The following is a 19,993-nucleotide window of genomic DNA, read 5'->3' as shown; positions in this document are numbered from 1 at the left end:
GGCCACTCACGACCGCACGGGGGCGTACAGCGGAGAGGTGTCATGACCAGTCAGCACGGCGAGAGCGACGGGAACGACGAGACCGGCGCGAAGACGGAACGCGCCTACGACATCGTGCTCTTCGGAGCGACCGGCTTCGTGGGGGTGCTCACCGCCGAGTACCTCGCCTCGCACGCACCTGAGGGGTTGCGGTGGGCCATCGCGGGGCGCGACACGGGGAAGTTGGAGCGGCTGCGCGAGCGCCTGGCCGCACTCGACCCAGCGTGCGCCGAACTCCCCCTGGTGCGCGCCGATGTGGCGGACCCGGAATCCCTGCGGGAAATGGCTGCCCACGCGCGCGTGGTCGCCACGACCGTCGGCCCCTATCTGACGTACGGGCAGGAACTGGTCGCCGCGTGCGCGGAGGCAGGCACGGACTACGTGGACCTGACGGGCGAGCCGGAGTTCGTCGACCTGATGTACGTGAAGCACGACTCCCGCGCGCGGGAGACCGGCGCGCGCCTGGTGCACGCCTGCGGCTTCGACTCGGTCCCGCACGACCTGGGGGCGTACTTCACCGTGCAGCAGCTGCCCGAGGGGGTGCCGCTGCGCGTCGACGGTTTCGTGCGGACCAACGGCCAGTTCTCGGGCGGCACGTTCGCCTCCGCGCTCAACCAGTTCGCGCGGGCCCCGCAGATGCTGGCCGCCGCGAAGGAGCGACGGCGCCACGAGCCCCGCCCGACGGACCGCAAGGCGTATGCCCCGCCGAGCGCGCCCCGGTACGCGGCTGAAGTGGGCGCGTGGGCACTGCCGTTGCCGACGATCGACCCGCAGGTGGTGCAGCGCTCGGCGCGCGCCCTGGAGCGGTACGGGCCCGACTTCCGCTACCGGCACTACGCGGCCGTGAAGACGCTGCCGGTCGCGCTGGGCGCACCGGTGGCCCTCGGCGGTCTGCTGGCGGCCGCACAACTGCCGCCCGCGCGACGGTGGTTGTCGGGCCGGCTGAAGCCCGGCGACGGGCCGAGCCAGGAGCGGCGGGCCAAGACGTGGTTCTCGGTGCGGTTCGTCGGCGAGGGCGGCGGCAAGCGGGTCTTCACCGAGGTCTCGGGCGGCGACCCCGGCTACGACGAGACGGCGAAGATCCTCGCCGAGTCGGCGCTGTGCCTCGCCCTCGACACCCTGCCGCCGTCGGCGGGGCAGGTGACCACCGCCGTGGCGATGGGCGACGCGCTGCTCGCGCGGCTGCGGGCGGCGGGGATGTCGTTCCGGGTCGCCTCGGTGCGGTAGCACGGCGCGCGCAGATGCCCCGCACGTTCCCGTGCGGGGCATCCATCGGCAGGTCAGGCCACCGGCACCGGGTAGGTCGGGTACTCCACTCCGGAGACGTGCTGGACGACCCGGATGACCTGGCACGAGTAGCCGAACTCGTTGTCGTACCACAGGTAGAGGATCGCGTTGTCGCCGTCGACCTTGGTGGCGCCGGCGTCGACGATCGAGGCGTGGCGCGAGCCGATGAAGTCGTTGGAGACCGCGTCGGGGGCGCTGGTGAAGTCGATCTGACGCTTGAGCGGCGAGGTCAGCGACACGTTGCGGAGGTAGTCGAGGACCTCGTCGCGGGTCGCCTCGCGGCCGAGACGCAGGCTGAGGATGGCGATCGAGACGTCCGGCACCGGCACGCGGATCGAGCTGCCCGTGATCGGCGCCTTGAGGTCCGGCAGCGCCTTGGCGACGGCGGAGGCGGCCCCGGTCTCCGTGATGACCATGTTGAGCGGCGCGGAGCGGCCTCGGCGGTCCGCCTTGTGGTAATTGTCCAGCAGGTTCTGGTCGTTGGTGAACGAGTGGACGGTCTCCACATGGCCGCGCACCACGCCGTACTCGTCCGCCATTGCCTTGAGCGGCGGCACGATCGCGTTGGTGGTGCAGGAGGCGCAGGACAGGATCTGCTCGTCCGGCTTGATCGTGTCGTGGTTGACGCCGTGCACGATGTTCGGGACGTCGCCCTTGCCCGGGGCGGTCAGGACGACCTTGTCGATGCCGGGGCGCAGGTGCTGCGAGAGGCCCTCGCGGTCCCGCCACTTGCCGGTGTTGTCGATGAGGATGGCGTCCTTGATGCCGTACGCCGTGTAGTCGACCTCGGAGGGGTCGTTGGCGTAGATCACCTTGATCTCGTTGCCGTTGGCGACGATCGTGCTGTTCGCCTCGTCGACGGTGATCGTGCCCTGGAACTGGCCGTGGATGGAGTCGCGGCGCAGCAGCGAGGCGCGCTTGACGATGTCCTGCTCTCCACCTCGGCGGACGACGACGGCACGCAGTCGCAGGCCGTTGCCGGAGCCCGCCTTCTCGATGAGCAGGCGTGCGACGAGGCGGCCGATGCGGCCGAAGCCGTAGAGGACGACGTCGCGGCCCTCGCGGCACTCGATCTTGTTCTCGCCCGTGGCGCCGGCGACGGCCTCGGCGGTGAACTCCTCGACGCTCAGACCGCGGTCGTCGGTCCGGTACGTCGCGGCGAGCATGCCGATGTCGATCTGCGAGGGGCCGAGGTCGAGGGTGGTGAGCGCCCGCAGGAACGGCAGCGTCTCGGTGACCGAGAGCTCCGCGCCGGCGATCTGCCGGGCGAATCGGTGGGTCTTCAGGATGCTGACCACCGACTTGTTCACCAAGGAGCGGCTGTGCAGCAGGACCGTCACGTCCCGCTCGCGGTGCAGCTTCCCGATGATCGGGATCATCGACTCCGCGATCTCCTCGCGGTGCTTCCAATTGGTGAACGAGTCGTCATTGACAGTCACAGAAGTATCTTTCGAGCTAGGCGGCGCTCATATGCTAACCCGCCCCTCATTTGATCGTTCAACCCGGTCGCTCACGTCCCGGTCGCCTCCCGCAGGGCCTTGCGGCACAGGGCGTCTGCGCGCCGCGTGGACTCTGGGAGGCGGTAGCGGGGCGTCAGCCGCAGCACGTGCTCGCAGGCGTTGGCCAGGCTCACGCGGTGGCCGACCGAGACGAAGACCGGCTTCACGCCCTCCCTGGTACGCAGCGCGCGGCCCACCTCCTCGGCGCCGTCCAGCAGCGGCGCCCCGCTCCCCCGCGCGGCGGCCGGGGCCTCGTACGAGAAGGTGAAGGGGTTCTTGGCTACGCCCAGCGTGGGCAGCCCGGTCAGGACGCCGAGGTGGCTCGCGAGGCCGAAGCGGCGCGGGTGGGCGATGCCGTAGCCGTCGCAGACCACGAGCCCGGGGTCGGCCCGCAGCCCGTCGAGCGCGGCGCGGACCGCCGGGATCTCGCGGAACGCCAGCAGGCCCGGCACATAGGGGAACGCCACCGTGCCGACCGCCGTCGACTCCTCGACCACGTCGAGCGTCGCGGCGTCCAGGACGACGACGGCCGCGGCGACGACGTCCCGCTCGTCGTCGTAGGCGACGTCCACCCCGGTCACGTGTCCCGTGCCGGGCGGCGGACCCTCCTCGTCGAGGACGACGCGGGCGCGCAGTTCGTCCTGGACGGCGCGGGCCGTCCGTTCGTCGGTGGGCCAGTCAGGGGGCAGTGTGTGGCTGATCATGGTGCGGGCCAGCCTAGTTGGGCGCCGACGAGGGACGACGACCGCCAGAGGCGGCCCGGATGTCCGGCATCACAGACCTGGATGCCCGGCATTAAAGAAGCGTAAAGATTGCCGGAAGCAGGCAATGTCAAACCTTTCGCCGCCGTGCCAGGATCGCCCCGTACCGAGGTGAACGGCTTGACGGGGGAAGTGATCCGATGACGGTGTTTCTGGTTCTCGGCATCACGGGGATCGTGCTACTGGCGCTCTCGCTCGTCCTCGACGGGGTGCTCGACAGCCTCTTCGGCGGGGCGGGCGCGCTGGACGGGCTCTTCGACGGGCTCCTCTCACTGCCGGTCGTCGCCGGGTTCGTGTCCATGCTCGGCTTCGGCGGGGCGCTCGTGCTCGGCACCACCGGCCTCGGCGCGGGCCCCGCCACCGTCGCGGGAGCCTGCGCCGGGACCGGCGCGGGCTGGGTGACGTGGAAGTTCACCCGCGCCCTGATGCGTGACCAGACCGCCCGCACCCCGCGCGGCGACGACCTCGTGGGCACCCCGGGGTCCGTGGTCACCGCGATCCCGGCCGACGGCTACGGCGAAGTGCTGCTGCACCTCGCGGGCCAGCGCGTGAAGTTCGCGGCCCGCAGCTCCGCCGCCGTGGCGCGGGGCACCGAGATCTGGGTCGACGCGACGCTCTCGCCGACCTCGGTGACCGTGCGGCCCGTGGAGCGCTGACCCGGCGCACACCGACCGGTCACCCGCCGGCCGCACACCCGACCCATCACGAAACCGATCTGCCGTCCCCGGGCGGCAGAGGGGAACGCACCATGAGCCCAGTCCTGATCTCCGTCGTCGGAGTCGTCGTACTCCTCGTCCTGTCGGCGCTCGTCGTCATCACGCGCTACAAGGTCGCCGGGCCGAGCGAGGCCTTCATCGTGACCGGCCGGCGCGGCAAGAAGTCCACCGACCCGGACACCGGCCGGGTCATGACCGACAACAGCGGCCAGAAGGTCGTGGTCGGCGGCGGCGTCTTCGTCGTGCCGTTCGTGCAGCAGAAATTCACCCTCGACCTGTCCTCGCGGCACATTCCGATCGCCGTGCGCGGCGCGGTCACGCTGCGCGGCGTGAAGGCGAACCTCGAAGGCGTCGCCATCGTGAAGGTCGGCGGCACCGAGGACTCGATACGGGCCGCGGCCCAGCGGTTCCTGGTGCAGCAGGACGGCATCGTCGGCTTCACCCAGGAGGTGCTGTCCGGCGCGCTGCGCTCCATCGTGGGGCGGATGTCAGTCGAGGACATCATCCGGGACCGCGCCGCGTTCGCCGGGCAGGTCGCCGAGGAGGCCGAGGCCAGCCTGTCCGGGCAGGGCCTGGTCCTGGACGCCTTCCAGATCCAGGACATCACCACCGAGGGCTCCTACCTGGAGGACCTCGGACGGCCCGAGGCCGCCCGCGCCAAGCAGGAGGCGGACATCGCCGAGGCGGTGGCGCGCCGCGCCGCCGAGCAGGCGCGGCTGAAGGCCGAGGAGGAGATCGCGATCGCCCAGCGGACGTTCGCGCTCAAGCAGGCCGAGATCAAGGCGGAGACGGACGAGGCCGCGGCCCGCGCCGCCGCCGCGGGACCGCTCGCCGAGGCGGCCCGGCAGCAGGACGTCCTGTCCGAGCAGGAGAAGGTGGCCCAGCGCCAGGCCGCCCTGACCGACCGCGAGCTGGACACCAAGGTCCGCAAGCCCGCCGACGCCGCGCGCTACCAGGCCGAGCAGGAGGCGGAGGCCCGCAGGATCGGCCTGGTCAAGCAGGCCGAGGCCGACGCGGAGCGGGCCCGTCTCACCGGTGAGGGCGAGAAGGCGCACCGCGCCGCGCTCGCCGACGCCGTGCGCCTGGAGGGCGAGGCGGAGGCCGCCGCCATCGGCGCGAAGGGGTCCGCCGAGGCGGAGGCGATGCACAAGAAGGCCGACGCGTTCACGCGGTACGGCGACGCCGCCGTCCTGCAGATGCTCGTCGAGGTCCTGCCGAGCGTGGTCGCCAAGGCGTCCGAGCCGCTCAGCGCGGTGGACAAGATGACGGTGATCTCCACGGACGGAGCGAGCCAACTCTCGCGCACGGTCGCCGACAACGTCGCCCAGGGCGTCGAGCTGCTCAACTCCACCACGGGCGTCGACCTCGCGGAGCTCCTGAAGAACCTCACCGGAGGCAAGTCGCCGGCACCGGTGCCCGCACCCGCGCCCGTCAACGGCCGGATCGAAGTGACCGACTAGCCGCCGCTCACTCCCGTACGCCGCATCACGAGCGCCAGCGTGTCGTCCTGGTGGAGCACGTCACCGAGCAGGTCCCCGGCGAGCAGGCCGGGGATCTGCTCGGTCGGTCGTGCGCGGTGCCGGCACAGGGCCTCCTTGAGCCGGGCCTCGCCCGCGATGGGGTCCCTGCGGCTCTCGGTGAGGCCGTCCGTGTAGAGGAGCAGCACGTCGTCGTGGGCCATGGTGGTGGTCAGGACGCGGTCGCTGCCGGGCAGAGGAAAACCGATTCCGCGCCCGCGCACCTCGAGATAGGTCGCGCTGCCGTCCCCGTGGGCGAGCAGGGCCGGGGGGTGGCTGCCGTTGGCCAGGGAGAGGCTTCCGTCGACCGGGTCGAGGCGGGCGAGGAGCAGGGTCGCCATGACGTTCTGGTCGAAGGGCGCCAGGATGGTGTCGGTCCGCGCCACGATGCTCTCCAGCGGGTGGCCTTCGAGAGCGAGGGTGCGCACCGCGTGGGTGACGGTCAGCGCGGTGCGGGTGCTGGTGATGCCGTGCCCGATCGCGTCGACGACGGTGATGTGGACGGTGCCGTCCGGGAGGGTGAACCAGTCGTACAGGTCACCGCCGGTGGGGGCGTCGTCGCTGGCCGGGGCGTAGTGCACGGCCAGTTCCAGGCCGTCGACGTGCAGCGGTCTGGGGCGCAGCGCGTCCTCCAGGGCGCGCAGGGTGCGGCCGTGCGCCGTGCGCAGCTGCTCGTCGCGTTCTTCGAGCTGTACGTAGAGGGCGAGGACCCCGCTGTTGGTCTCGGCCAGCTCGTGCTTGAGCCGCTGGTGTTCGTCGGCCAGGGCGTCCGCGCGGGCCAGCGCCGCCCGGAGCTCCTCCTCCAGCAGGGCGACGTCGGTCTCGCCGTGCTGCGCGGCCGCGGCGGGGGCGGCCGGGGGGCGGCTCGGCTGCCACCCGCCGACGTAGGGCGTGCCGGGGCCGTGCGAGCCGGCGGGCGGCAGGGGCAGGTTCCATACGAACGTGCCGTCCGGCTCGGTCATCGCGCGCAGCGGCAGGCGGTCCGGCGTCACCTGCGCGCCGGTGCTCTGGTGCGGCAGGCGCAGGGCGAGGGTCAGCCGGTGGGCGCCGTCCTCGCCCGTCTCGCGTCCGCTCAGCAGGGTGACCGGACGGCCGTGGCCGAGGGCCGAGGCGGCCACCTCGCTCAGTGACAGGACGAGGCGCGCCCGGTCGTCGGCGGGCAGCCGGTGTCCCAGGGCGATGCTTCGTACGGTGTGCCGGAGGGCCTTGAGCGTACGGACGGTTTCGCGGGTCATCTCATTCCCAGGTGCGGGCCGAGGGCCAGGATGGTGGCGTCGTCACGACGGCGGCGGTGGGTGTGGGCCAGCGAGGCCGCAAGCAGCACCGGGGGCAGTGTGAGGCGCGCGTCGGTGGGGGCGTGGGTCCACCGGTGGTCGATGCCGTCGGTGTACAGGACCACGGTGGTGTGCTCGGAGAGGTCCACGAACCGGCTCCTGGGTTTGGGGAGGTTGTAGCCGACGATGCCGGCGTGCCCGGTGAGCTGGTGGTGGATGCCTCGGGGGGACAGGGTCGTGGCACGGACGTTGCCGATGCCGCAGAACTCGATCCGGTCGCCGGTGGTGCGCAGCACGGCGGCGGCGGCGCCGCGGGTGTGCCGCAGCGCCTTGTGCAGTGCGGCGATGATGTCCACCAGGGGGGCGGTGGGGTTCGCCAGGAAGGTGCGTTCGGCGCGCTGGGCGGCCGTGGCGGCCTCGGAGCCGTGACCGAGCCCGTCGATCATCAGCACGGTCCGGGTGCCGTCGTGTTCGGCGACGGCGTATCCGTCGCCGCTCTCGTGCTCCCCGTCGGCCGGCAGGCACAGGCTTCCCAGGGCGGCCGGGGCGCGGGGCTCGTCCGGCTCGGCGAGGCGGGCGTGGGCGAGCGTGCCGAGTCCGCCGTCCGAGCGGATGGCGAAGTCGGTGGCGATGCGGCGCGCGGCGCCGAGCCCCGCCCCGATCGTCTTGGTGGTGCTGTAGCCGTCCCTGAGGCTCAGGGCGACGTCGGGCATGCCGGGGCCGCTGTCGACGGCGACGATGTCCATGCCGCCGCGGAGCGGTGAGCGCTGGACGAACAGGGCGCCGTTCCTGGCGTGCTTGACGATGTTGCTGGCCAGCTCGCTCGCGAGCACGGCCGCCTGGTCGGGCAGCGCTCCTGGCATGCCGCGCGCCGCCGACCGGGCCTGATCGGCCGCGCTCTGCACCGCGCTGGGGTGGTCTATGGCGATGTGCAGGGTGCGTGCCGCCGCGTCGGTGTTCACCGTCGTCCGTTCCACCGCACGGCGGTGATGGTCGTGCCCTGGCCCGGCGCGGTCTGCACCTTGAACTCGTCCATGAGGCGGCGTGCGCCGCCGAGCCCGTGGCCGAGCCCTGCACCGGTCGTGTACCCGTCGACGAACGCCTGGTCGAGGTCGGCGATGCCCGGCCCCTGGTCGGTCACCGAGAGGCGCAGCCCGCGTCGGCCGCCCTGCCCGATGATCTCCAGGGTGACGGAGCCTCCGCCGCCGTGGACGTAGGCGTTACGGGCCAGTTCGCTGGCGGCCGTGACGATGCGCGTCTGGTCCACGAGCCCGAAGCCGGCCCGCAGGGTCGCTTCGCGCACCGCGTGCCGCACCGCGAGCAGGTCCTCCTCGGCCCGGATGGCGTGCTCGCTGCGGAGGGGCTCGCCCTCGGCACGGGTCTGGGCGGGGACGGTGCGCTTTTCTTCGAGGTCACCGTAGAGGGACACCACGGCTCCCCTTGGATGATCGGGCAGGCTGCCAGCCGAGTGCGATCATCCCCTGCTCCGCGTTGAGGGTGGTCTCCACACCGGACAGCTCCAGCCCCAGTTCCACCAGGGTGATCGCGACCGCGGGCCGCATGCCGGCCACTATCACCCGGGCGCCCAGCAGCCGCGCCGTGGTCGTCAGCTCCATCAGCGTACGAGCCACGAACGAGTCGATGATCTCCAGCCGGGAGATGTCGATGAGGATCGCGCGCGCACGGTCGGCGACGATGCGCTGCGTCAGCTCCTCGGTGAAGGCGATCGCCGCCCTGTCGTCGAGTTCGTTCAGCAGACCGGTGACGAGCACGTCACCGAGCCGCAGGATCGGTACGCCGCTCAAGTCGCCGCTCACCGCGCGTCCGCGAACGAGGCCCGCTGCTCCGGCTGGTCGGTGAGCAGCGGGATGGCGGCGGCGAGGGCGTCGGCCAGCGTCGCACGGGTCAGGATGGCGGACAGGTCGATGCCGAGCTGCGCGATGATCTGGGCGATCGGCGGGCGGATGCCGCTGATCACACAGTCGGCGCCCATCAGCCGCACCGCGTTGACGGTCTGCATGAGGTGGTGCGCGACCGCGGTGTCCACCGTGGGAACACCGGTGATGTCGATGATGGCGACCTGCGCCTCGTCCCGCTCGATGGCCTCCAGGAGGTTCTCCATCACGACCTGGGTGCGGGTCGTGTCGAGCGTCCCGATCAGCGGGACGGCGAGGACCCGGTCCCAGATGCGCACCACGGGCGTGGACACTTCCAGGAGCTGGCGGCTCTGTCGCCGGATGATCTCCTCTCGGCCCTCGACGAAGGTCTCGAAGGAGATGGCGCCGGCGTTGTCGAGCAGGCGGTTGATGAACAGGGCGGCCTGGTAGAGGGCGGTGACGTCCCGCGTGTCCTGCTGCACCGCTTCCAGCAGCGCTTCCTTCAGCGCCAGCACGGCCATGTAGATGGACGTGGGGTTCGCGCCTCCTCTGGCGCGGCGCAGCGAGAGGTCCATGATGGCCTGCCGCAGACTGCGGTGCGAGACCACGACTTCCTGCACGGGACAGTCCGTCTCCAGGCCGGCGAGCAGCGTCTCGACCAAGGAGTCGGCTTCCTCGTTCAGCTCGTCCTCGGTGATGCCTGTCTCCAGGACCGCCTGTTCCGACTGAAGCTGCACCCAGCGATCGGCGACTTTCTCCCCCTGCTCACGCAGGGCGGCGATGACGCGCGACCGGGCCTCGGGCTCACTGGTGTTCATTCCATCCACCTTAGCAATTGTTGTCGCACGGCAAATGTTAACCGAGGTCGACGATCTTCCGCAGGCAGAGGCTACGACGCGTCAACTGCGCGCACCAGCAGCACCGTTGTCACCGTGATCGGTCCACGACCGTCTGCGAGTACCTGGATACGCCGGAAGTAAACCCACGCGATCAGGCGAACATCCACCGGCCGGCCGGCGCTTCGGCCTCTGCCGCGGTCAGTCGGCCTCTGCCGCGGTCAGGCGGACTCCGCCGCGCGGTCACCCGTCGTGCCGGGCCTCGGCGCCGTGTACTCCACCGACCTGTTGAACCCGCTCAATCCCTCGACCAGGGCGGAGCGTTCCGCGGGCCGCATCTCCGAGATGGCTTCGAGCAGCGCACTCTCCCGGCGGGCCCGCAGTTCGTTGAGGTAATTTTCTCCCCGGCTCGACAAGCGGAGTTCGAGCTCTCGGCGACTGGCTGAACTGAGGGACCGCTCGATGAAACCCAGGGCATGGAGGCGGTCACACATACGACTCACCGAAGACGGCGCCGACCCCAGGTACTCACCGAGGGTGCGGAGGTTGATCCCCTGCGCACCGTCCAGGGCGTAGAGCACTCGCAATTGCGACGACGACACCGGTGCCGTCGTGGTGATGTCCCTGCCCCTGCTCCACAGCACCTCGAGCAGTTCGATGACTTCCCGAGCAGCATGCGCGGCCGCATGCCGGCTGCCTCCGGCGGAAGTTTCGGAATCCATGCCCTCAACTGTGACACTTCGCAATGATCCTGTCAGTCGCTGGGACATGGCAGGCCTACAGCTCCTTCACAAGCTCTTCCCGTATCAGGAATGACCGAACAGGAACAGGTGGTACCCGACAAGTGGACAGACACACGGCCGTGGAACGTGCGCTGCGCAGATCCGCACCGCACGCTCTCATCGAAGCAGTGCGGGACGCGCTCGCCGTTCACTACGCAGCCGACTCCGTGGAACTGCTCATGGCCGACTACGCGATGACCATACTCCAACCGGTCAACGCCCCTCCGGAGACCGCGACACCCGTGCCGGTCCACACCGGTGCGCCCGGCCGCGCGTTCGGCTCGCAGGAACCCCGTGTCGAGACGGACACCCACGACGGCCTGGCCACCGCCCACCTCCCCGTGACCGTACGCGGCGACCGCATCGGTGTCCTCAGCGTGCGGCTGCCCGCCGAGACCTGCGATCCCACCACCGTCCGCGAACTCGCCGAGGCCGCCGAGGCGCTGGCCCACGCGATCGTCGTGGCGGACCGCGACACCGACTTCTACCTGCGGGCCCGCCGGGCCGACCGGCTCACGCTCGCCGCCGAGATGCAGTGGCAGTTGCTGCCCGGCTGCTCCAGCTCCCGTCCCGAGTACGACCTCGGGGCCCAGCTCGAACCGGCGTACGCCATCCACGGCGACAACTTCGACTGGTCGTCCTCGGCCGACCAGCTCACCCTCACCGTCACCAACGGAATGGGCGAGGGCATCCAGGCCGCCCTGCTCACCAACCTCGCGGTCAACGCGCTGCGCAACGCCCGGCGCGCCGGGCTGTCCCTCGTCGACCAGGCCTGCCTGGCCGACCAGGCCGTCTACGGCCACTTCCAGGGCGCGGTTCACCTCTCCGTGCTGCTCCTGCGCTTCGATCTCACTACGGGGGACGTGGAGATCATCGACGCGGGCTCGCCGAAGATGTGGCGGATGCGGGACGGCAGGCCCGAGCCCATCGAACTGGACGCACAGCTGCCGCTCGGCATGTCCGAGGACACCCCTTACGTCACGGAGCACTTCCGGGTCCGGCCGGGCGACCGGCTCCTGTTCGTCAGTGACGGCGTCTACAACACGGCGTCGCCGACGGGCGAGCGGTACAGCGAGCGCGCGCTCACCCGGGCGATGACCAGCACCCGCCTCCTGCCGCCCTCCCAGGTCCCGCGCGCGGTGCTCAAGGAGCTCTCGGGGTACCGCGGGCCGATCGACACCGACGACGACGCGATGATCGTGTGCCTCGACTGGCGGGGCCGCGACTGAGCGCGTCGCGCCGCAGAACAAGGGCGTTGAACCCGCCACTTTTCGGGCAAGAGTTCCTTTCGTACGGCCATGAATCGGGATGGCCGACCCGATCGAGGAGGAGGCTCATGCGGACACAGCACATACCGCTCGACACCGGACCGCCGGCAACCGCCACCTTCGACAAGAGGCCCGCCGCGGTCTCGGACGCGAGGGACCTGACCCGCGGCTACCTCGCGGGGCTCACCCCTGCCGTGGACGGCGAGAACGCCGCGAGCATCGAACTCGTCGTCTCCGAGCTCATCACCAATGTGGTGCGCCACGCCCGCGGCACGCTGTGCTCCCTGCGGCTGCACGCGCGGCCCGGTGTCATCACGGTCGCCGTCTCCGACGCCGACCCGCGGCCGCCGCGGGAGCGGGCCCCCGACTTCGACGGCGGGACCGGCGGCTTCGGCTGGCCCATGGTCCAGCAGCTGGCCAGAGCCGTCGGCGTCACGCGCGACCGGCACGGCAAGACGGTCCGGGCGGAGCTGGCGCGCTAGCACCCCCGGCGTCCGGCCGCGCACCCCGCGCGGTGATACTTCGATCATGGACTGGGCACTGCGCTCCGCACGGACGGCGGACATCGAGACCATCGCCGAGCTGCGGGCCACGGTGCTGCGACCGGACCTGGAGCGGCTCGGACGCTTCGATCCGCACCGGGCGCGGCAGCGGCTGCGGGACTCGTTCTCCGCCGCGCACACGTCGGTGATCGAGACGGCGGGCGCCTTCGCGGGCTGCGTGACGCTGAGGCCCGCCGCGGACGGGCGATGGCTCGAGCACTTCTACCTGGCGCCGCGGTGCCAGGGCAGAGGCATCGGCTCGGCCGTCCTCGGCCACCTCCTGGAACTGACCGACGCCGAGGACACGACGGTCCGCCTCGACGTGCTGCGGGGCAGCCCCGCGCGGCGGCTGTACGAGCGGCACGGGTTCACCGTCGAGGACGAGGATCCAATTGACGTGTTCATGGTGCGGCATCCAGGGGGGCGGCGGGCCTCGGCCGACACCTGTGGCGCCCGGTAGCCTCGCGATCATGTTCATTCTCGAATTGACCTACACCGCGCCGGTCTCCGCCGTCGACGAGCAGCTTGCCGCCCATGTCGAGTGGCTCGACCGGCAGTACGAGGCCGGGTTCTTCATCGCCTCCGGCCGCAAGAACCCGCGCGACGGCGGCGTGATCATCGCCGTCGCCGACGACCGCGCGCGGATCGAGGAGCTCGTCGCCGAGGACCCGTTCACGACGGCCGGGGTGTGCGAGTACCGGATCACCGAGTTCTTCGCGACGAAGACGGCCCCGGCACTCGCCCCGTACCGCGAGCAGCTGCCCGCCTAGGCGCCGCTCTCGCTAATGCCCCCGCAGCCGGGCGATGCGGCCCTTCTCCCCCGCGGCCCAGCAGCCCCGGTCCCGGGCGCAGTCGACGGTGTCGTACGACCCCATGTCGACCGTCCGCCAGCTCCGGCCGCCGTCCGTCGTGACGTCGGTGCCCGTCGGGCCGACGGCGAGGGCCGTGGAGCGGCTGTGCGGGAACCAGGTGACGCCCGAGCGGTAGGCGGGCGGCGGGCGGTCCGCCGGGTCCCAGTGGCGGCCGCCGTCCCGGGTGACCGCGGCCGCCTTCGGCGAGGCCTGGCCGGCGCGGTAGTCGCCGCCGACCGCGATGCCGTGCGTACGGTCGCGGAAGGCGAGGCCGAAGACACCGCGGGCCGGGTCGCCCGCGGGGACCGGCGCGTCGGTGGCCGTCCAGGTCAGCCCGCGGTCGGCGGAGTGCAGGACACGCGCGCGTGCCGCTCCCCCGGTGGCCAGCCACACGTCTCGCGGCCCGGAGCTCACCAGGCACTGGCCGCTTGCGGCGAATCCTGCCTCGCCCTCCTGGGCGGCGGGCATGCCCGCGGTCGGCAGGACCCGCCAGGAGCGGCCGCCGTCGGCGGTGGACAGGATGCGGAACCTGCCGTCGACCGGGTCGCTCATCGCCAGTCCGTGGCGGCGGTCGAAGAAGGTCATGCAGTCGTAGAAGGCCTTGGCGTCGGTGTTGCGGAAGGACTCCGTCCAGGTGGCACCGCCGTCCTCGGTGCGCAGCACCCGGGACGCCTCGCCCTCGCCGATGGCGAGCACCACCGCGCGGCGGCCGTCGAAGGCCTCGATGTCCCGGAACTCCAGATCGGCGGCGCCGGGCGGGGAGACTTCACGCCAGCTCTCGCCGCCGTCGGATGTACGCAGCACGGTTCCCCCGGTGCCGGCCGCCCAGGCCGTGTCACGGCTGACGGCGGCCAGGCCGCGGAAGCGGGCGTCGGTGCCGCTGTCGGTGAGCTGCCAGCGCGGATCCCGGTCCGGGCGGTGCGTCCGCGTGTCCGCCCCGGCGGCGCCCGGCGCCGCGAGGACGCTTCCGGCGAGTGCCGCCCCGCACAGTCCCGCGAGTACCGTCCGCCTCATCGCCTTCGACTTCCCCATGCCCCTCATGGCGGGCGAAGCTAGCCGACGCGCCGGGGCTCGTCCAGATGGCCGGAAGGCCTGCCCCATGAGGTGATCGCCGGGAACCGCGGGCGCCGCCACGGTGTCGCGGTGACAGAGGTCACTCGGTCTCGCGCACTCTTCGTGTGCACGGATCTCGTCATTCCGTCGTCTAGTCAAGTGCCGACCCCAGTCGTCCAGCAGTCAGTGAGGGAGCAGGCGTTGTCCACCGTCATCGAGCAAGCCGTAGAGGCCCGCCTCGTCGCCGCCGCGCCGCGGATGCCGAGCATTCCCGCAACGCTCCACTACGACCGGCGGGATCCCTTCGCCGTACGGATGAGCTTCCCCGCCCCCGCGACCCTCGAGGGCGTCGAGGTGTACTGGACGTTCGCCCGCGAGCTGCTCGTCCAGGGCGTCGAGCGCGCGGTCGGCGACGGCGACGTGCGCGTGCGGCCGTACGGCTTCGACCGCACCGTCGTGGAGTTCCACGCCCCCGAGGGCACCGCGATCGTCCACATCCGCACCGGGGAGCTCCGCGGCTTCCTGCGCCGCACGACGGCGCTGGTGCCGGTCGGCCAGGAGCACCGCCACGTCGACCTGGACCAGGACCTGGCCGAGCTGATGCGGGACGCCCTCTGAGGCGGCCCGCCGGGGTCCCGGTACAGCCGATAAAGCATTGACAGGCTCAACGGAGCCCCCTACGGTGTACAGCGGTTCTGTTGCCGTCGATAGGAGTAGGACGTTGCTCGTCTGAGGTCATGAGACACCGCGTCACGCAGCCTTCGCTGCCGTGCACGCCGTGTGCGACCTCGGCATCACGAGCCGTCCCGTCCCCCCGGCACAGGCCTTTTCTCTTTCCCGGCCTCGTCCTCGCCGCGGTGTCTCGAACGCGTTGCCCCTGACCGCGCTTCACACCACGCAACCGCGAGGCCCGTATGTCTTCTTCCCCCACCTCCATCACCTGTACGTCGCTCTCCTTCGCCTGGGCCGACGGAACCGACGTCTTCGACGACCTCCAGGTGACCTTCGGTCCCGGCAGAACCGGACTCATCGGCGTCAACGGCTCGGGGAAATCAACCCTGTTGAAGCTGATCGCCGGTGAACTGACGCCCACCGACGGCGCCGTGCGCGTCGCGGGCGAGGTCGGCTATCTGCCGCAGAACGTCACCCTCGACACCGGCCTGCGCGTCGACGAGGTGCTCGGCATCGCCGCGACCCGCGCCGCGCTGCACGCCATCGAGGCCGGTGACGTGCGCGAGGAGCACTTCACCACGGTCGGCGACGACTGGGACGTCGAGGAGCGCGCCGTCGCCACCCTCGCCGAGCTCGGACTCGGCCACATCGGTCTTGACCGCACCACGGGCGAGGTGTCCGGCGGCGAGTCGGTGCTGCTGCGCCTGGCGGCGCTGCTCCTGCGCCGCCCCGACGTGCTGCTCCTCGACGAACCGACCAACAACCTGGACCTGTACGCCCGTCGGCGCCTGTACGCGGCGGTCGAGGCGTGGTCCGGTGTCCTGGTCGTGGTCAGCCACGACCGTGAACTCCTCGACCTCGTCGACCAGATCGCCGATCTGCGGGACGGGGAGGTCAGTTGGTACGGGGGCAACTTCACCGCGTACGAGGAGGCCCTCGCCGTGGAGCAGGAGGCGGCGGAGCGCATGGTGCGCGTCGCCGAGACCGATCTGCGCAAGCAGAAGCGCGATCTGGCCGACGCCCAGGTCAAGTTGGCCCGCCGCAAGCGGTACGGCCAGAAGATCCAGGACAGCAGGAGCCAGCCGAAGATCCTGATGGGCGCGCGCAAGCGGGCCGCACAGGAGTCGGCGGGCAAGCACCGCATCATGCACCAGGAGAAGCTCGCCGAGGCGAAGGAGCGCCTGGACGACGCCGTCGAGGCGGTGCGCGAGGACGACGAGATCCGCGTCGACCTGCCGCACACCCTGGTGCACCCCGGGCGCACCGTGCTCACCCTCAGCGGTCTCGAACTGCGCTACGGAGCGCGGGTGAAGGGCGAGTTCGAGCTGCGCGGGCCCGAGCGGATCGCGCTGATCGGCCGGAACGGCGCCGGCAAGACCACGCTCCTGCGCACCATCGCCGGAGAGCTGGAGGCGGTCTCCGGCGAGGCGCGGACGCACGTCCCGACACGGTTCCTGCCGCAGCGCCTCGACGTGCTCGACGGCGACCTGACCGTCGCCGAGAACGTGGCGGCGTACGCTCCCGACGCGACCAAGAACCGCGTCAGGGCGCGGCTGGCCCGGTTCCTGTTCAAGGGTGCCAAGGCCGACCAGCAGGCGGCCACCCTGTCGGGCGGCGAGCGGTTCCGTGCGGCGCTCGCGGCGCTGCTGCTCGCGGAGCCCGCGCCGCAGCTGCTCATGCTCGACGAGCCGACGAACAACCTCGACATGGCGAGCGTGAAGCAGCTCTCGACGGCCTTGGAGTCGTACGAGGGCGCGCTGATCGTCGCCAGTCACGACCTGCCGTTCCTGGAGTCCATCGGCATCACGCGGTGGCTGCTCCTGGACGGAGAACTCAAGGAGATCACCCAGGAAAAGAAGACAGAAGCTGTCGGGTATTACTCGTAGCTTCGGTCGCATGCACCAGGAAACGCACATCGTCATCGACGGAGCCCGTGAGAACAACCTCAAGGAAGTGAACCTGCGCATCCCGAAGGGCCGGCTCACGGTCTTCACCGGGGTGTCCGGGTCCGGGAAGTCGTCGGTCGTCTTCGACACGATCGCGGTGGAGTCCCAGCGTCAGCTGAACGAGACCTTCACCTGGTTCGTCCGCAACCGGCTGCCGAAGTACGAGCGGCCGCACGCGGACGCCATCGAGGAGCTCTCCCCCGCGATCGTCGTCGACCAGAAGCCGATCGGCGGCCACTCCCGCTCCACCGTGGGCACGATGACGGACATCTACTCCGTGATCCGGGTGCTGTTCTCCCGGCACGGCACACCGAGCGCGGGCCCGGCCACGGCGTACTCGTTCAACGACCCGGCGGGCATGTGCCCCGCGTGCGACGGGCTCGGCCGCACCGTGCGGCCCGACTACGACCGCATCCTGGACCCGGCCAGGTCCCTGGCGGACGGCGCGATCCTCTTCCCGCCGTTCGCCGCGGGGACCTGGCAGGGCCAGACGTACACCAACACCACCGACCTGGACACGCACAAGCCGGTCGGCGAGTTCACCGCCGCCGAGCGGCAGTTCCTGCTGCGCGGCGGCGGGGGAAAGAAGAAGGTCAGCGTCGACAACACGGGCGGCGCGCGGGACATCGACTACGAAGGGCTCGCCGACCGCTTCGAGCGGCTGTACCTCAACCGCGACCTGTCCGCGCTCGCCCAGAAGACCCGCGACATGGTGCAGGGCTTCCTGATCGAAGGCGCCTGCCCGGCCTGCCGCGGGGCCCGGCTCAACCCGGCGGCGCTCGCCACCCGCGTCAACGGCCTGGGCATCGCCGACTGCACCCGCATGGAAGTCACCGATCTGATCGGGGAGTTGGCCGGGATCGACGATGCGGTGGCGGGACCGATCGCCCGCGCCGCCGTGGCGGCCCTGGAGCGCATCGAGGCGATCGGCCTCGGCTACCTCAGCCTGGACCGGGAGACGTCCACGCTCTCCGGCGGCGAGGGGCAGCGCCTGAAGATGGTGCGCCACCTCGGCTCCAGCCTCACCGGCATGACGTACATCTTCGACGAGCCGAGCGTCGGGCTGCACCCGCGCGACGTGGGACGCCTCAACGATCTCCTCCGCCGGCTGCGCGACAAGGGCAACACCGTCCTGGTCGTCGAGCACGACCCGGACGTGATCGCGGTCGCCGACCACGTCGTCGACATGGGCCCGGCGGCCGGCACCGGCGGTGGCCTGGTCGTCTTCGAGGGCACGCCGGACGAGCTGCGCCGGGCCGACACCCTCACCGGCCGCCATCTGCGGCGCGCCACCGGCATCAAGGAGCACCCGCGCGAGGCCGTCGGCGGCCGCTGGATCAAGGGCGCGGATCTGCACAACCTCAAGGACGTGAGCGTGCGGGTGCCGACCGGGGTGCTCACGGTGGTCACCGGTGTCGCCGGGTCCGGCAAGAGCACGCTGGTGTCGAAGGCGTTCGTCGAGGCGCATCCGGACGCGGTCGTCGTGGACCAGTCGTCCATCGGCATCTCCGGCCGCTCGACCCCGGCGACGTATCTCGGGATCATGGACACGGTGCGCAAGCTGTTCGCGCGCGAGACGGGCGCGAAGGCGAGTCTGTTCAGCTTCAACTCCCATGGGGCGTGCGAGCGTTGCCAGGGGCGCGGGATCATCTACAGCGATCTGGCGTTCATGGACCCGGTGACCACGACGTGCGAGGCGTGCGAGGGACGGCGCTTCAAGGACGAGGTGCTGCGGCTGACCGTGGGCGGGCGTTCCGTCGTGGACGTACTGGACATGACGGCCGGTCAGGCTCTGGAGTTCTTCGAGCGCTTCGACGACACGTCGGTACGCCGCCGCCTGCGGGCGCTGCGGGACGTGGGCCTCACCTACCTCACGCTCGGCCAGCCGCTGAGCACGCTCTCCGGCGGCGAGCGCCAACGCATCAAGCTGGCGACGCAGTTGCACCGCACGGGCACCACCTACGTCCTGGACGAGCCGACCACCGGCCTGCACATGGCGGACGTCGACGGGCTGCTCGCGCTGCTCGACCGGCTGGTCGACGCGGGGAACACCGTCCTCGTCGTCGAGCACAACCTCGACGTCGTCAAGCACGCGGACTGGGTGATCGACCTGGGCCCCGACGGCGGCAAGCACGGCGGACGGATCGTCTTCGAGGGGACGCCCGGGCAGCTGCTGCGGGCCGAGGGTTCGCACACGGCGGAGCATCTGCGACGCGCTCTGGGCGAGGGCGGGGCCCGCGCTGCATGATGTGCGGCACCGTGCCGCCGGCGTGAGGAGAGCAAGCCGTGTCCAGCAAGAAGGCCCTGATCCGCCGCCCGGGACCCCTCCTCGCCGACGGCCTGGTCACCCACCTGCGGCGCACACCGGTCGACACGCGGCTCGCGGCGCGGCAGTGGGAGGCGTACGCGGCGGCGCTGGCCGGACACGGCTGGGAGACCTTCGAGGTGGAGCCGGCCGACGCCTGCCCGGACGCGGTGTTCGTGGAGGACGCGGTGGTGATCTTCCGGAACGTGGCCCTCATCGCGCGGTCGGGTGCCGCGTCCCGGCGAGGCGAGACGCCCGGCGTCGAGGAGGCGGTGGGCGGGCTCGGCTGCTCGGTGAACCGGGTGCGGGAGCCGGGCACGCTCGACGGCGGCGACGTCCTCAAGATCGACGACACGATCTACGTGGGCAGGGGCGGGCGGACGAACGCGCACGGGGTGCGGCAGCTGCGGGAAGTCTTCGAACCGCTCGGGGCGCGGGTCGTCGCCGTCCCCGTGACCAAGGTCCTGCATCTGAAGTCCGCGGTGACGGCGCTGCCCGACGGCACGGTCATCGGGTACGAGCCGCTGGTCGACGCCGCCGCGCTCTTCCCGCGCTTCCTGCCCGTACCGGAGGAGGCGGGCGCGCACGTGGTGCTCCTCGGTGGCGCGAAGCTGCTCATGTCGGCGAGCGCGCCGAGGAGCGCGGAGCTCTTCGCCGATCTCGGATTTGATCCGGTTCTCGTGGATATCCGGGAGTTCGAGAAGCTCGAAGGCTGTGTGACGTGCCTCTCAGTTCGCCTGCGCGATCTGTACGCCTGACCAGTGCTGG

The 19,993-nt window shown here is 71.3% G+C and carries 20 protein-coding genes; 11 read left to right on the top strand and 9 right to left on the bottom strand.

The window, feature by feature from the left end; genetic code table 11:
- Positions 1-42: 42 nt before the first annotated feature.
- Positions 43-1,266 carry a saccharopine dehydrogenase family protein gene (locus tag ACZ7LU_RS05480; RefSeq protein WP_471915777.1) on the top strand — a complete coding sequence of 408 codons (1,224 nt, stop codon included), beginning with the start codon at positions 43-45 and terminating at the stop codon, positions 1,264-1,266.
- A 53-nt stretch (positions 1,267-1,319) separates the two neighbouring features.
- Here ACZ7LU_RS05480 and ACZ7LU_RS05475 read toward each other — a convergent pair whose 3' ends face one another.
- Positions 1,320-2,765 (bottom strand): glyceraldehyde-3-phosphate dehydrogenase, encoded by a 1,446-nt coding sequence (locus ACZ7LU_RS05475; protein ID WP_468557846.1) that lies wholly within the window; start codon positions 2,763-2,765, stop codon positions 1,320-1,322.
- A gap of 71 nt (positions 2,766-2,836) precedes the next feature.
- Complete coding sequence (gene nfi / locus ACZ7LU_RS05470) at positions 2,837-3,529, bottom strand: deoxyribonuclease V (protein ID WP_471915776.1); 693 nt, start codon at positions 3,527-3,529, stop codon at positions 2,837-2,839.
- A 197-nt stretch (positions 3,530-3,726) separates the two neighbouring features.
- Between nfi and ACZ7LU_RS05465 the strand changes: the two genes are divergently transcribed.
- A complete protein-coding gene (locus tag ACZ7LU_RS05465; protein ID WP_398299284.1) occupies positions 3,727-4,242 on the top strand; it encodes a hypothetical protein in 516 nt (171 codons plus the stop codon).
- 92 nt (positions 4,243-4,334) lie between these two features.
- Positions 4,335-5,762, top strand: a complete 1,428-nt coding sequence (locus ACZ7LU_RS05460) for a flotillin family protein (protein ID WP_471915775.1) — start codon at positions 4,335-4,337, stop codon at positions 5,760-5,762.
- Here ACZ7LU_RS05460 and ACZ7LU_RS05455 read toward each other — a convergent pair.
- The 6 genes from ACZ7LU_RS05455 to ACZ7LU_RS05430 form a co-directional block, all read right to left on the bottom strand.
- A complete protein-coding gene (locus tag ACZ7LU_RS05455) occupies positions 5,759-7,054 on the bottom strand; it encodes a PP2C family protein-serine/threonine phosphatase (protein ID WP_471915774.1) in 1,296 nt (431 codons plus the stop codon). The genes ACZ7LU_RS05460 and ACZ7LU_RS05455 overlap by 4 nt on opposite strands.
- A complete protein-coding gene (locus ACZ7LU_RS05450) occupies positions 7,051-8,070 on the bottom strand; it encodes an ATP-binding protein (protein ID WP_468712352.1) in 1,020 nt (339 codons plus the stop codon). The genes ACZ7LU_RS05455 and ACZ7LU_RS05450 overlap by 4 nt, the downstream gene beginning before the upstream one ends.
- The gene (locus ACZ7LU_RS05445) at positions 8,052-8,435 is read right to left on the bottom strand and encodes an anti-sigma regulatory factor (RefSeq protein ID WP_362995182.1); all 384 of its coding nucleotides are present in this window, start codon (positions 8,433-8,435) and stop codon (positions 8,052-8,054) included. The genes ACZ7LU_RS05450 and ACZ7LU_RS05445 overlap by 19 nt, the downstream gene beginning before the upstream one ends.
- A gap of 70 nt (positions 8,436-8,505) precedes the next feature.
- Complete coding sequence (locus ACZ7LU_RS05440; protein WP_398299292.1) at positions 8,506-8,910, bottom strand: STAS domain-containing protein; 405 nt, start codon at positions 8,908-8,910, stop codon at positions 8,506-8,508.
- Positions 8,907-9,788 carry an STAS domain-containing protein gene (locus tag ACZ7LU_RS05435; RefSeq protein ID WP_398299294.1) on the bottom strand — a complete coding sequence of 294 codons (882 nt, stop codon included), beginning with the start codon at positions 9,786-9,788 and terminating at the stop codon, positions 8,907-8,909. The genes ACZ7LU_RS05440 and ACZ7LU_RS05435 overlap by 4 nt, the downstream gene beginning before the upstream one ends.
- A 239-nt stretch (positions 9,789-10,027) precedes the next feature.
- On the bottom strand, positions 10,028-10,528 hold the full coding sequence (locus ACZ7LU_RS05430; RefSeq protein ID WP_468086009.1) for a MarR family winged helix-turn-helix transcriptional regulator: 501 nt from the start codon (positions 10,526-10,528) through the stop codon (positions 10,028-10,030).
- 122 nt (positions 10,529-10,650) lie between these two features.
- On the opposite strand from ACZ7LU_RS05430, the gene ACZ7LU_RS05425 reads away from it, so the two are divergent.
- The 4 genes from ACZ7LU_RS05425 (at position 10,651) to ACZ7LU_RS05410 (ending at position 13,168) form a co-directional block, all read left to right on the top strand.
- Entirely contained in the window at positions 10,651-11,817 is a 1,167-nt protein-coding gene (locus ACZ7LU_RS05425) for a PP2C family protein-serine/threonine phosphatase (protein WP_471915773.1), read from the top strand.
- 107 nt (positions 11,818-11,924) lie between these two features.
- The gene (locus ACZ7LU_RS05420; RefSeq protein ID WP_398299299.1) at positions 11,925-12,338 is read left to right on the top strand and encodes an ATP-binding protein; all 414 of its coding nucleotides are present in this window, start codon (positions 11,925-11,927) and stop codon (positions 12,336-12,338) included.
- Between the two features lie 46 nt (positions 12,339-12,384).
- Entirely contained in the window at positions 12,385-12,858 is a 474-nt protein-coding gene (locus tag ACZ7LU_RS05415) for a GNAT family N-acetyltransferase (protein WP_471915772.1), read from the top strand.
- Positions 12,859-12,868: 10 nt separating this feature from the next.
- Complete coding sequence (locus tag ACZ7LU_RS05410) at positions 12,869-13,168, top strand: YciI family protein (protein ID WP_471915771.1); 300 nt, start codon at positions 12,869-12,871, stop codon at positions 13,166-13,168.
- Positions 13,169-13,180: 12 nt separating this feature from the next.
- Here the strand turns inward: ACZ7LU_RS05410 and ACZ7LU_RS05405 are convergent, their stop codons facing one another.
- Positions 13,181-14,263 carry a WD40/YVTN/BNR-like repeat-containing protein gene (locus tag ACZ7LU_RS05405; protein WP_471915770.1) on the bottom strand — a complete coding sequence of 361 codons (1,083 nt, stop codon included), beginning with the start codon at positions 14,261-14,263 and terminating at the stop codon, positions 13,181-13,183.
- Between the two features lie 240 nt (positions 14,264-14,503).
- Here ACZ7LU_RS05405 and ssgD point away from each other — a divergent pair, with 240 nt between their 5' ends.
- The 4 genes from ssgD (at position 14,504) to ddaH (ending at position 19,983) form a co-directional block, all read left to right on the top strand.
- Complete coding sequence (gene ssgD, locus ACZ7LU_RS05400) at positions 14,504-14,920, top strand: spore wall synthesis regulator SsgD (RefSeq protein ID WP_398299307.1); 417 nt, start codon at positions 14,504-14,506, stop codon at positions 14,918-14,920.
- Positions 14,921-15,216: 296 nt separating this feature from the next.
- Positions 15,217-16,860: an ABC-F family ATP-binding cassette domain-containing protein gene (locus ACZ7LU_RS05395; protein WP_471915769.1), complete on the top strand. Its 1,644-nt coding sequence runs from the start codon at positions 15,217-15,219 to the stop codon at positions 16,858-16,860.
- A gap of 10 nt (positions 16,861-16,870) precedes the next feature.
- Complete coding sequence (locus tag ACZ7LU_RS05390; RefSeq protein ID WP_471915768.1) at positions 16,871-19,168, top strand: ATP-binding cassette domain-containing protein; 2,298 nt, start codon at positions 16,871-16,873, stop codon at positions 19,166-19,168.
- Between the two features lie 38 nt (positions 19,169-19,206).
- Positions 19,207-19,983, top strand: a complete 777-nt coding sequence (gene ddaH / locus ACZ7LU_RS05385) for a dimethylargininase (protein WP_471915767.1) — start codon at positions 19,207-19,209, stop codon at positions 19,981-19,983.
- The last annotated feature ends 10 nt before the right edge of the window (positions 19,984-19,993 follow it).

Source organism: Streptomyces sp. NPDC039462, assembly GCF_055639375.1.
This window is presented reverse-complemented; position numbering and strand designations above follow the sequence as displayed.

Coding starts and splice junctions, on each gene's coding strand:
- ACZ7LU_RS05410 (WP_471915771.1), top strand. CDS start 12,869: ATGTTCATTCTCGAATTGACCTACACCGCGCCGGTCTCCGCCGTCGAC.
- ACZ7LU_RS05415 (WP_471915772.1), top strand. CDS start 12,385: ATGGACTGGGCACTGCGCTCCGCACGGACGGCGGACATCGAGACCATC.
- nfi (WP_471915776.1), bottom strand. CDS start 3,529: ATGATCAGCCACACACTGCCCCCTGACTGGCCCACCGACGAACGGACG.
- ACZ7LU_RS05405 (WP_471915770.1), bottom strand. CDS start 14,263: ATGAGGCGGACGGTACTCGCGGGACTGTGCGGGGCGGCACTCGCCGGA.
- ACZ7LU_RS05395 (WP_471915769.1), top strand. CDS start 15,217: ATGTCTTCTTCCCCCACCTCCATCACCTGTACGTCGCTCTCCTTCGCC.
- ACZ7LU_RS05420 (WP_398299299.1), top strand. CDS start 11,925: ATGCGGACACAGCACATACCGCTCGACACCGGACCGCCGGCAACCGCC.
- ACZ7LU_RS05455 (WP_471915774.1), bottom strand. CDS start 7,054: ATGACCCGCGAAACCGTCCGTACGCTCAAGGCCCTCCGGCACACCGTA.
- ACZ7LU_RS05390 (WP_471915768.1), top strand. CDS start 16,871: ATGCACCAGGAAACGCACATCGTCATCGACGGAGCCCGTGAGAACAAC.
- ACZ7LU_RS05435 (WP_398299294.1), bottom strand. CDS start 9,788: ATGAACACCAGTGAGCCCGAGGCCCGGTCGCGCGTCATCGCCGCCCTG.
- ACZ7LU_RS05430 (WP_468086009.1), bottom strand. CDS start 10,528: ATGGATTCCGAAACTTCCGCCGGAGGCAGCCGGCATGCGGCCGCGCAT.
- ACZ7LU_RS05465 (WP_398299284.1), top strand. CDS start 3,727: ATGACGGTGTTTCTGGTTCTCGGCATCACGGGGATCGTGCTACTGGCG.
- ACZ7LU_RS05460 (WP_471915775.1), top strand. CDS start 4,335: ATGAGCCCAGTCCTGATCTCCGTCGTCGGAGTCGTCGTACTCCTCGTC.
- ACZ7LU_RS05480 (WP_471915777.1), top strand. CDS start 43: ATGACCAGTCAGCACGGCGAGAGCGACGGGAACGACGAGACCGGCGCG.